The sequence below is a fragment of the Desulfosporosinus hippei DSM 8344 genome (assembly GCF_900100785.1).
Taxonomy (GTDB): Bacteria; Bacillota; Desulfitobacteriia; order Desulfitobacteriales; family Desulfitobacteriaceae; genus Desulfosporosinus; species Desulfosporosinus hippei.
This window is the reverse complement of the sequence record NZ_FNCP01000033.1, coordinates 18,190-30,186: the sequence shown is the minus strand read 5'-3', so window position 1 is coordinate 30,186 and position 11,997 is coordinate 18,190. Positions and strand designations below refer to the sequence as shown.

At 44.4% G+C, this 11,997-nt stretch carries 6 protein-coding genes; 1 reads left to right on the top strand and 5 read right to left on the bottom strand.

The window, feature by feature from the left end; all coding sequences use genetic code 11:
* Positions 1 to 130: 130 nt before the first annotated feature.
* Together BLS16_RS20355 and addB are read right to left on the bottom strand one after the other, a co-directional pair.
* Positions 131 to 4,192 carry a UvrD-helicase domain-containing protein gene (locus tag BLS16_RS20355; RefSeq protein WP_092335467.1) on the bottom strand — a complete coding sequence of 1,354 codons (4,062 nt, stop codon included), beginning with the start codon at positions 4,190 to 4,192 and terminating at the stop codon, positions 131 to 133.
* A complete protein-coding gene (gene addB, locus BLS16_RS20350; protein ID WP_092335466.1) occupies positions 4,185 to 7,913 on the bottom strand; it encodes a helicase-exonuclease AddAB subunit AddB in 3,729 nt (1,242 codons plus the stop codon). Before addB ends, BLS16_RS20355 begins: the two co-directional genes overlap by 8 nt.
* Positions 7,914 to 8,226: 313 nt before the next feature.
* Here addB and BLS16_RS20345 point away from each other — a divergent pair, with 313 nt between their 5' ends.
* Positions 8,227 to 8,952 carry a polysaccharide deacetylase family protein gene (locus BLS16_RS20345; protein WP_092335465.1) on the top strand — a complete coding sequence of 242 codons (726 nt, stop codon included), beginning with the start codon at positions 8,227 to 8,229 and terminating at the stop codon, positions 8,950 to 8,952.
* A gap of 7 nt (positions 8,953 to 8,959) precedes the next feature.
* Here the strand turns inward: BLS16_RS20345 and BLS16_RS20340 are convergent, their stop codons facing one another.
* From BLS16_RS20340 to BLS16_RS20330, 3 genes are all read right to left on the bottom strand, one after another.
* Positions 8,960 to 9,805, bottom strand: coding sequence for a YitT family protein (locus BLS16_RS20340; protein ID WP_092335464.1), 846 nt, complete (start codon positions 9,803 to 9,805; stop codon positions 8,960 to 8,962).
* A gap of 306 nt (positions 9,806 to 10,111) precedes the next feature.
* The gene (locus BLS16_RS20335) at positions 10,112 to 11,434 is read right to left on the bottom strand and encodes a DUF4349 domain-containing protein (RefSeq protein ID WP_092335463.1); all 1,323 of its coding nucleotides are present in this window, start codon (positions 11,432 to 11,434) and stop codon (positions 10,112 to 10,114) included.
* Positions 11,431 to 11,943 carry an RNA polymerase sigma factor gene (locus BLS16_RS20330; RefSeq protein WP_092335462.1) on the bottom strand — a complete coding sequence of 171 codons (513 nt, stop codon included), beginning with the start codon at positions 11,941 to 11,943 and terminating at the stop codon, positions 11,431 to 11,433. The genes BLS16_RS20335 and BLS16_RS20330 overlap by 4 nt, the downstream gene beginning before the upstream one ends.
* Positions 11,944 to 11,997 lie beyond the last annotated feature (54 nt).

Below are 11,997 nucleotides of genomic sequence, written 5' to 3'. Positions count from 1 at the left end.
GTTGGTGGTTGAACAGCCATCATTCAACTACTTCTTTTGAGGTAATGTAACATTTCACATATTCTTAAAATTAGACTATCACTTTTGAACTTAATAATCAATAATTAATTAAATAGAATATTAATTATTATCAGAAAGGCAATACCTCATCCAAAGCGCTCTTCCGAAGTTCCCGAATGGCTACCTCCCGGCCAAGAGCAAATGAATAGAGGGTACAGCGTTGAACATCGATTTTAATTAAGCGCTCAATTGCTTGGGCATAGAGTGAAAGTTGAAGGGTATAGCGTTCTCTAAGAATCTGCTCAGGATCACTGTCTTCATCTTCAGGAAGCGAGTCCGTCTTATAGTCGAGAATTTCTGCTGAACTATTATCATGTTCATCCTTGTAGATAAGAACAACATCAATGACGCCCTGGACCAAAACTTTTGTCATGCTCTCTGATGGGAAGGTCAGAGTAAAGGGTACTTCCCTGAGAATCTGATTGGCCTTGAAAAATCTCTGCCCTAAAGGAGTGCCTAAAAAATGAACAATCTGTTCAGGCTGAATGATCATACGCTGTTCATAATTTAAAATTTCAGCTTGTTCAAGTTTATGCACAAATTCACTTATCTCATTAATTTGATCCTGATAAGACATTGTTGCCCAGATTTCAGCTAATTCTTTAAAGAGGAGATGTTGCATCACTGTATGCATTGCAGTCCCTCGTTCTGCAGCCGTTAAATGTTGGGCCGCTTGCATAAATTTCGGCCTCAGTACGGTATTTGATTGTTTCTTAAGAGTGGGCATGGCAGACGCCTGGTTATCCACGTGCCAGGTCTGCTGCCGTTTTAATTCACTGACGCTTGTTTTGGCCACTTGTCGAACTGATTTTGCATGAGGATACTGCCAGCTTAAGCGTCGGCTAACTTCAGTATACCACTCCTCTACAGACACAACTTCAGATGCCTCTTTGCAACTGCTTTCCTCTAATCCTTCTGTTGGCATGGATTCTCGGCAGTCCTCACGAGTTTCTTCGACACTATTATGAAGAAGAATTTTCCATTGTGAACTTGACTCCGGCAAAGTACAAGTCGTTTGAGGACTTGTTTCACCGAAGAGTTGAGCAGGATGACGTACTAAGGCTGGACCGATCCAATCCAGAAAGCACTTAGCGCTTCTTAGTTGACCCGTCGGTAAGGGTATATCCTGCCAGTCAAAGCTGCGAAACCATTTCTTAAGAGTTGTATCACAGTTATCCAGGCAGCCATAAAGAAACAGACGCTCCTTGGCCCTAGTAAGTGCTACATAAAGAATACGCAGTTCTTCGGCCAAAGATTCCTGAGCTAAGCGTTGTTTTACAGCATATTGAATCAACGACGGATAGCGCACATTGTTTTCCACATCAATAATCGGCATCCCCACGCCTAATTTAGAATGTAAAAGCATCTTCCCTTTGAGGCTTTGGGTGTTAAACGTCCTTCCCAGACCAACGACAAATACCACGGGAAATTCTAATCCTTTACTGGCATGAACTGTAATTAAGCGAACCACATCTTCATTTTCCCCTAAGGCTCGTGCACTTCCCAAGTCTTTACCTTGTCCCCGGAAGCGCTCTAAGAAGCGAAGGAAACGAAATAACCCCCGATAACGGGTTGCTTCATAACGACGTGCTCGGTCATATAGCACACGCAAGTTAGCCTGACGCTGTACGCCTGCCGGCAAGGTGCCCACATAGGCTAAGTACCCGGTTTCTTCATAGAGTGACCACAGCAAATCGGCAAGGGATGTTCGTCTGGATTTTGTGCGCCAGCCCTGGAGATTATGCCAAAAAGCCAAGGTTTTATCCTTTAACTGGGGAGCGCTTTCAAAAATCTGACGTGCCTGTAAAAGCTTTTCCGGCAGTGCATCCTCATAGAGGCCCAATATATCTCTGAAATCATTCTCTTGCTCAGACTTAAGGTTTTCAGCGCCAAACCCAGCCCATACCGCCATGGTTAAGGCTTCGTAGAAATCCCCTTCGGGAAGCATCATTCGGATTTTACCCAACTCGCTTCCATTGAGGCCGACTAAGGGAGAGCGAAGTACTGCTGCCAAAGGAATATCCAGATGAGGATTATCGATGATTTTAAGCAGGGATAATATGGTCTCTACTTCACTGGCGCCAAAATAGCCGCTGGTTGTTTCCGCGTAGACCGGAATGCTCCTGCTTTGAAATTCTTCGATATAAATTGGGGCAACTGCCGAGTAGGATCGCATCAAGACCACAATATCCGAATATCGAACAGGACGAAAATCCCCAATCTGCTTATCATAAATCTGAAATTCTGCTCCTTGAACAATACCTTGAATTCTCATTGCGACAAAACGGGCTTCCAGGCGGGCTTTATCCATGTCCTCTGTCGATATAGTTTCTTCTGAGTCCCTTTCGTTTTCCGTAGAGTTGCTGCTTTCTGCGCCTTCAGCTTGTCGCTGATCTTCGTTTGCCACAACGTCTTTTGTTCCCTCATCAAAGTATGTAGACAACTCGCCTTTTATGCTTTTCGAGTCAATTAAATGAACTTCAATAGGCCCTTCAGCTGAACTAATTTGATTCTGACCCGCAACAAAGGATGCACCATATTGTAAAGCTGCTTGATCATCATAGACTATTTCTCCGGCACTCAAGGTCATGATCTGGCGAAAAAGATAATTCACTCCCTTTACGACTTCAACCCGACTGCGAAAGTTGCGGTTTAGATCAATGACCATTGTCTTTGCCTCATTTGTCGGGTCAGTTATCTGGTCAGTCTGCCAATGAGGAAGGGTATTATATTTGGCAATAAAAAGGTTGGGGTCAGCCATACGAAAACGATAAATGCTTTGCTTTACATCTCCCACCATAAATAAATTAGGCGACTCCCCTTGTCTGGATACCTGATGTAAAATGCGTTCCTGAACCGGATTGATATCCTGATATTCATCCACCAATACTTCAGCAAAGAACTCCTTTAATCCTTGAGCGATCAAAGATGCTTCTCCCTCTTCTTCCAGCAAATTCAGCGCAAAATGCTCGAGATCCGAAAAGTCCACAATGTTACGCTGTCCTTTAGCCGTCAAATAGGCCCGTGAAAATTCAATGACCAATTCTCCCAGCGTCCCAGCCATCCCCCCCATCTCTTTCAAGGCAGGAAGCTGGGTCTCAAGGGGATAAGCGAATACTGCGTCTTTTATTGAATTAAGTTTCTTTTTAGCATCATCTCTTAATTTCTTACACTCTTCCTGCAATTCCTTTTGTGCGGATTCATCAACTATTGGTTGTTCAGGAGTATCGGCGGTGGTCTTCTTGGATTTAGAACGTATCGCCGGCAGTTTGGGGAAATTGATCGCAGAGTAATACTCCGCTTCTACCTGAGCCCACTCCCCTTTTTTTAAGGCACGGTCAAGTAAGCCTGCGCGGTTAAGATCATCCTGCAAAGCTAAAGCATAAGGCAGCGGTCCACCGGGAGATTGGCAGAGCTGTTCAGCTCTTTCGAACAAATTTAAACTTTCACTGACAAGATCAGAGAGTCCTTGGCGAATAGCTTGACCCCATTGGCTTTGCATCAAATTTTCTATATTTTCCCAGTTGTATCCCCCGGAAAGATCACTTAACCAGGCCTTAGGCTGGGGCTGACTATAGGCAAAGGAATAAAGACTCAGTACATACTCCATTAAGGGTTGGTCATCACGATCCGTGCCAAAGGCTTCAACCAGTTTAAGAAAGTCAGCGTCCTGTGCAGCATACCTAGCTTCAAAAAGATCTTCAATAACATCCTGACGAAGTAAGTCTGCCTCTGCTTGATCGGCTACTCGAAAAGCAGGATCCAATTCCAGTTGGTAAAAGTACTTACGGATTAATTCCAGACAGAAAGAATGCAAGGTAGTAATACTGGCTTGGTGAAGCAGGTTGCGTTGTTTGAGAATACGCTCAATTTCCCTGGGGTCTGGTTCCTGAAATAAAGCATCGTCTAAGGCTTTGCCGATACGCTCCCTCATTTCATTGGCCGCTGCTTTAGTAAATGTAACAACCAAAAACCGATCAACATCGACGGGGTCTTCAGTATTTAAAATTCTATGGATTAGACGTTCAACAAGTACAGCAGTTTTCCCTGAACCTGCAGCAGCAGCTACTAAGAGTTCCCCTTGCAACCTGATGGCGGCTGTTTGTTCTTGTGTCCATTTTGGTTTACTCACTTAGATGACCGCCTTTCTTCTTAGTAGATACTTGCTTTTGCACTTTCTTGAGAGAGTCTGTTGTTGCTTCGCCAAGCCAGTTTAAGACTCCATCCTTAGAATCCTTGGTTTCTAACTCTTGTTCTTGCTCTTGCAAAAGGTCATCTGAATTATCGGCCTTTAACCCTTCCAATCGTTCCCAGATTTCTTCAGGTTTCATAGCCGACAAGTCCCGATATTGATTTTCCGGCAGGTAGGGATCAAAGTGGCACACGGGCTTATAACTGCAGTACTGGCAGCCGGTACTCTTTCCTCGCCGATAAGGAGAAAGGGAAATATCACCGTCTAATATTTCTTCACCCTTCTGCCGAAACCACTGCTGAAGATAATTGCTTAGCAAAGAGAATTGATCCTCTGTAAGGACGTTTGTGCCTTTCTTAAAGGTTCCGTCTTTTTTTAACTTTAGTCCCAATAATTCAGATTGCCCGGTTGAAAATGTTGAATCCATGGCTTCTAAAACCTTTGGGTTGGCTAATAAATAGCCACTTACCTTAACTGCTTTGACACGGCGTTGATCTAACTCTTCTGAACTGAGGGGGAGTTTCTCTTCGAGCTGAGGTTCCAGTACGGGAAAATATAGAAAGCCCGCCGGAATCTTCTCCGGAAAGGGGTTATCCCTGCCGACAGCAATCTCACTAAAGGTGTTTTCCGAATCTGCTTCTTCAGAATCGGTTATCACTGTAGGAGTATTCAACAAGACTTCTGCTCCCTGTAAGGCCACGTGTAGATAAGTCAACAATTGAAGATTTAAGCCATAGTAAATCGAGTCTAGGGATAAGGACAATTCACGAGATTTATAATCCAGGATTCGCAAATAGACTTGTCCGTCTAAAAAGGCAGCATCGACTCGGTCGATTTGCCCGCAGAGCAACAGCGAATCGCTGTCGGTTAACGGGATCTCTACGCCGGGCAGTTTCTCCTGTGGCCCAAAACCAACTTCAAGTTGGATGGGAATGAACACCCCTTTGCGGGCATGCTCCCCCAGCACTCGTACTGCGTGATGAACCGTTCGTTTTAGCTTATGAGTCAAATAACGATATCGGGCGTTGCTGAGCAGTATTTCATGCTGCAGACTTGGGGCAATCTGATCCGCCAGTTCATTAATTAATGTCCACGATTCTTCCTTAGTCAATTTTCCCCAATCCAAACCCTTAGCCTTGAGCTGCTGAGCAAAATCATGCAAAAGGGTGTGAAAGAATTCTCCCATATTTGGACTGGACAATTGATAAGTCGATCTTTCGCGGAGTTTCAAACCATAACGAGCATAATGTCCGAAAGGGCATTTAGCGAATTGTTCCAAACGAGAGACACTAGCCATTAAGCGTTTACCATATAAACGTCGGGCTAGGGGACGTTGCAGTTTATCCTCTTGATTCTGGTTGGTAAGACTTTCTTGAAGTCTATCAACTTTACTCTTCCGAAGGGGATCTTGACTTAGCCACTTTTCAGCAGCCTCCCATAAAGGAGAAAGAGGTTCCCCTTGGCGGAGGAGACGAAGCTGTTCAGCATAGTTTTGTAAAGTTGAATCCGGTTGGCTAATTTGGTGGATATCCTCTTGGTTTCCTAAAAAATATCCGCTAAGCATCGGAAAAAGATGAGTCAGCCGGGTAACAACCGGAGAAACCGTCAGTCCTTTCCCCTCTTCATCCGTCAAAGGATAACAAACTATTAGCCTTTCAACGGCGCGAGTAAGTGCGGTATAGATAAAGAATTGTTCTTCAAAGGTCTGAGCCTTGCCTTTTGGAGCAAGGGCAACTCCGGCTTTTTCTAATTGTTCTCTTTCTTCAGCGTCAAGCACCCCATCAGAAACTGGGCGTGCCGGAAGTATTCCTTCATTAGCTCCTAAGATAAAGAGCACTCTAACTTCCGGATTGCGTGAGCGATCTAGGGATCCGACTAACACTTGGTCGAGTCCGGGAGGAATCAGACCCAACTCGATTCCTTCAATACCGGAAGAAAGAATTAGGGCATAGTCCTCAAGTTCTAAGTTCTCTTCCCCTAAACCAACAACGATTTCATCGAGGACCTGGACAACCGATTCCCAGATTTGCTCATGCAGCCTAGCCTCAGCAAGATCCCCTTCCTCTTGAGCTTTTTGCGACCACAACCTTAAGGTGCCGGGGACATCTAAGCCTTCAAGAAAATAATACAAGGCTTCTGTGACAATTCGTACATTCATAGCTCCCAATTGGTTTAATTCAGCCAAGGGCGCAATAATATCATACACAGTTTGGCGAGAGGAATTAAGTTCAGTCTGAAACTTAAGCTCTGAAGCTCGTTGTTCTTCCTTTTGTCCTAAAGTCCATTGTCGATGATATATCCAAGGCTGATTCCTCGTCCAACCATCACCATGAATGCCATATTCCAGAACATAATTTTCCAGGCGATCAACGGCGTCCCTTTGCAGAGGAAAAAAGTCGGTCTTTAAACAGCGAAATAAGGGTTCATATCCCCAATTGCTCTTGATTGCTTCTAAAATCGATTGCAGGAGTTCGATTAAGGGATGATGAAGGACAGGGCGTTTATAATCTAGGAAGTGCGGTATTTCATAAGCTGTAAACACTTGAGCAATCAGTTCGGCATAACCCGTAAGGTCACGACTTGTGACGGCCATTTCGTTCCAGCTATGACCCTCGTCTCTAGCCAAGCGCCTTAGTTCTCTCGCTGCACCTTCTACTTCAGCTCTGCGATTGACAGCCGAGAAGACCTGAATTCCATTGGTCAGGCTACCTGCTGTGGGAGAATTATTGCCTGCCTGAAGAGTAGCGAAAGCAACCGTAGGATAAGTAGAATAATACTTTTCCAGATGCCAGAGCCAAGGATGCTTATAGCGCTTAGAACCTAAGAGTATGGTTGGGGGATGTATCTGTACGCCTGTTTCTAAGACAATACGCTGCAAGTCTTGATAGGTTTTCCAAGGCCCGGTAAACATCTCATCTCCCGCTTGGAAAATCCCCGCCCCAGTCAGGCGTTCCTCCGTAAGGAAAACCGGATCTAAAGTAGAGGTTATGACAACTTCCTGAGCGGTTGACACCAGCCTCTTTAAAACCTCTAATTCTTGCGGGGTGAATCCTGTAAATCCATCAACCCATACTTTCGCCCCCTGAATGAGGGGAGCAGCGGGAATCTTTTCAGCCAAAACAGACAGCTCATCATCCGGGTCACGAATTCCCAGGCCTAAGGCTGCCTGAAATTCTTCGTAAATTAAGGCTAAATCACTAAGCTTATCTTCTAATAGACTACTTGTTGTTTTGACCTTAAGTAAATCATTGGGGCCGACGCAATAGATCTTGAACTCTCCAATGGCTTGAGCGAGAAGTTCAGCCATACCGGGACGAGTAGCAGATCGGGCAAATGCTTTGAGATCAAGGCGATGTTTTAAAAGAATTTTACGCAGAAGCATTCGTTTTCCTATCGGACCGATCAGCACCTTTTGCCCTCCACCGGTCTCAGAAAAAATTCTCCAGCCTAGACGACGAAAGCTTAAGACCTGGGCACGCAAGCTGCCACCGAGATCGGGAGTATCTGCTAAAGCAACCTCCATCTGATAAGTGGCCTGCTCCGGAACAAGAAGGATAAGAGGGGCTCCTCCGGGTTCTGTGCGGAGCTCATTCCGGATTTCTTCTAAGCATAATGTGCTCTTGCCGCTGCCTGCTCTTCCAAATACAAAACGGAAACCCAAAATCTATCCCTACCTTCTTTAAGTATTCGTTGCCCCCTGCTTCCGAGGGTCACTCGATAATATTTACGGTTACTTGAGGTTATAAAATGAACCGCAGAACCAGCAGAAGATGATTACTCGGGTCGGGCAGCTTTGTAGGCATAACCGTCTCTCCATGCAAAGGGTTCACTCCAGTGGATCGAAGCCACCCTGTCTCTCCGGTCTATTATGTTAAAAATGTTTTTGGGCTTTGATTTTTCAGAGTGGTTTTAGAGGAATGTAATTTGTTATTTATCCATAGGTATTAAAGAAGCAACTTGGGGGTGAAGGACATTTGCGTATCTATTTTTTAGCTCGCCGTAAACTTATTCTATTACTTATGTTCCTAATTACTATAGGAGGCTTACTGACAATTAATTTACTGACACTAACTATTCCCTCACTGGTACGAACTCCCGGAACTTACTATATGGCCAAAACCCAGGAAAAAGTCGTGGCTCTAACCTTTGACGATGGGCCTGATCCCGTCGATACACCGGATATTCTAAATATCCTAAAGGAAAAGGACGTAAGAGCCACCTTTTTTGTTTTAGGAAAGGCTGCAGAATCAAATCCTGCTTTACTTAAGCGTTTAGTCAAGGAAGGTCATGAAATAGGAAATCATGGTTTCACCCATGATTATCAACAACGCAAATTAGTAGAAGAAATGAATCAAACGAATCAAGTCGTCTTTAATTCAACAGGGAATCACACGTACTTCTACCGTCCACCAGGTGGACTGGTATCAAAAACTCAAATGGAAGCCACTAAAAGAAATGGTCATGTGGTAGCACTATGGAGCGTCGACAGCAAAGACTGGAGAAATCCGGGAGTCAAACAAATTATTGATAATGTTACTAAAAACGTCTTCCCAGGTGCAATAATTCTCATGCATGATGGAGGGTATCAACGTACTCAAACCGTGAAATCCCTGGTGCCTATCCTTAATGCCCTAAAGACTTCCGGGTATCGTTTCGTCACCTTGAGTGAACTTAGAACCCTCGATTCGGATCTCAAATAGAGATTACTTACTCATTGGAAAAACCACTGCCGAAAACCTCTCCGGCATTTTGAATAATCATAAAAGCTTGGGGGTCTACTTCCCGCACAGCTCGTTTTAAGCGCCCGATTTCAGGTAAGCTCACTACACAGATAATAACATCTTTGGGTTCACAAGAGTATGCTCCACGGCCATGCAAAAATGTTGCACCTCGACCTAGATCACCCATAATTCGTTCAACTAATGCTTCAGAATGATCGGAAATAATGGTAATTGATTTTGCCGGAACTCCACTCTGGATTAAATCCAGTACTCGCCCAAAAACAAATAGCATAACCAAGGTGTAAAGAGCGGCTTTTGAGCCAAGAACAGCCCAGGATATTAAGATAATAACTCCATTGATCGCCAGAGCAGAGGTTCCCATGGGCACACCATACCTCTGTTGAATGATTTTCGAAATTATATCCGTGCCACCTAAACTACCGCCAAAGTGGAAAACAATTGCTGATGAAACTCCGGAAATGAGCCCTCCGTAGAGCGCCCCTAAGAAAATATCACTGAAATCCAATGGGCGGACTCCATTAAATAAATCTAAGAAGACTGAAAAAACAGCGATACCCCAAATAGTCTTAAAAACGAACCCCTTATCGATTTCTTTCCAACCTAAGACCAGTAAAGGCACATTAAATAAAAAGGTCATAACTCCAATTGGAAGATTTAAGGTGTAGTAGAGGAGTAAAGCAATCCCGCCGACTCCGCCGCCACTCAAACCGGAATAGACAATAAAGCCCTGAATTCCATAGGCAGCCAGGATAGCACCGATAGCTATTCCTATAATCCCGCCAATAGACTTTGCTCGTTTTGAAAGTTTCAAATAAATGCCCCCCACTTAATTGGTGAAGTTATATTTACTAATTATACAGAGATATATAGTCGGCGTAAAGTTGAGGGGCGGAAACGTAGCCTTGACCTTGTGGAGTATGTAATGGAGCTTACATTAGGAGGTATTTTAAGCCGACATGTAAAAAGGGCTTAGACAAAAGCATAGTAAAATGCTGTCTAACCCCTAACCATTTTTGTCTATTCCTGACACCCATTTTCTAAGTGGGTGTTCTTTATTTTTCTTCGAGGTGCGTTTCCCCCGGAGTCTTAATGTTCAACTGATCATGATCAAAATCTGCTAACTGGCCCTTTTTCTCCATAGTCTATAAATACTCCAACCCAGAGCTCCTACTAAAAGATACGGTGAGGCATAGCCTATTCCGACAACTAAATAATTCAGTCCATTCCAGGTACTGCTCAAAGTTTTCAGCACCGCGTCCCCGGCAGCTTTCCAGGTTTCAGTCCAAGATATGGGTTGCCAGGGGTTTGTGACATTGAGATTTGGGCTTTGACGAGTCACGATTTGAATAGTCACTGTGGAGTAATCGACTTGGTGGTTCCAAAGCTTTAGCTGACCCTTTAATTGTTCAATTTGTTGGCGAGCGTTGCTTAGGGCACCTTCCACTTTAAGCACATCGTCAACCGTCACCGCCTGAGCCAGAATTTCGAGATAACGTTTCTCTTCAGCCTCAAGAATTGTCAAACGAGCTTGGGAATCGTAGTATTCATTCGTAATATCATTAGCCTGTAAGCGTTGATCAAGCACCTTACCCCAAGCAGAGAAGGAATCTTGCAGGCCGCTAATTTTATCGGAAGGGATTTTAACAGTTAAATTGGCGGAGGAGTAATGATCTGATTCACTTTGTTGAGATGTGACCACATACCCTCCTAGTTGTTGTACCTCCTGGCTAATCTGATTAACAGAGTCCTTGATGGCTGCGACTTCCAAGGTTAGATCTAAATTATGAGTTATCTTCCGTGCTAGCTCGGCATCCGCCGGCGGAGCATCTGTTTGATCCGGTGGAACCGGAAGAACTTCTTTGTTTTGGGCTGCTGAGGTGCTATCCATACTGAACTGCATCTCTGCCTGAGGTGCTGTACCTTCCTCCCCGTTATTGCTAGGCATTTTCCCTTTAGCCCTAATCTCTTGGTTCATATTCTTTGAATCTTGTAGAGCGAGATTAAAATTCCCATCCTGGGGAGAGCTACCCGCAGATTGAGTCGATTTTTCCATACTGCTCCCCATACGTGGAAGGATGTTCCCTGAGCCGTTCATAGCTTCCTGCCCAATAATCACAAAGAGCGCTAAGGCAGCCACAGAAATGCCGAGTTTCCAATGACCAAAATTGCTCATGGAAAGCAAACTTGTACGTATTCTCTGAAAAAGAGTTGCTTTTTGGCTAATAACCTTTTCCTGATCAAAAATATTTATTTGGGACTCTCTTGAATCCCCCAGTCCAGACATTTTTTCTAGGGCCTTTTGCTTTACACTAAGTTTGATTTTTTCATTAGCAGCAGAGTCAGCCTCAATCGATTGGAAGAATGTTTTCATACGCTGTAAATCACCATCCTCTTCCCAGAGAGCGGTGAGATCCGTCTTTTTGTCAAAAAACCTTTTCATCGGACTCTGCCTCCTCTGTCCAGGTTCCCCTGGTAGATTTTTCGGAACCCTTTCTTAGCCCGGTATAAAAGGCTGTCTACTGCTTGCTGAGTCGTACCTAGGATCTCCGCCACTTCTCCGGCACTAAACCCTTCAATTAACCGGAGTTGAATAACACTGACCTGTTGTGGAGAGAGTTTAGCTAAGGTCTCCTTAACACTTAATAGAGTAGCCCACGATTCACTTTGATCTAATTGCTCATGTGGGGGTAACGGGGTTTCTTCCAAAGGCATCATGGGAGTACGTTTATTACTTCTATAATAGTCTGCAATCTGATGGGCAGCAATTGTTAGGGCCCAAGACTTAAGCGCTGTCTTCTTTTCCATGGTAGGTAAACCGCGCCACACTTTCACGATAATTTCAGCGGTCACATCTTCTACATCTGCTTTAGGTATCCGAATCGAAACATATCGGTAGACTACCGGGAACAATAGTTCATAGGTCTCATCAAAGGACGAATTGGCCTCCACCTCGTCGTCAGCCTCCTGCCTTCTCTCTTTATATTTAATTCTGTATGTCCATTT

What these genes read in the sequence shown, in the direction of transcription:
- BLS16_RS20335 (WP_092335463.1), bottom strand. Translation starts at nt 11,434, where the DNA reads ATGAAAAGGTTTTTTGACAAAAAGACGGATCTCACCGCTCTCTGGGAA.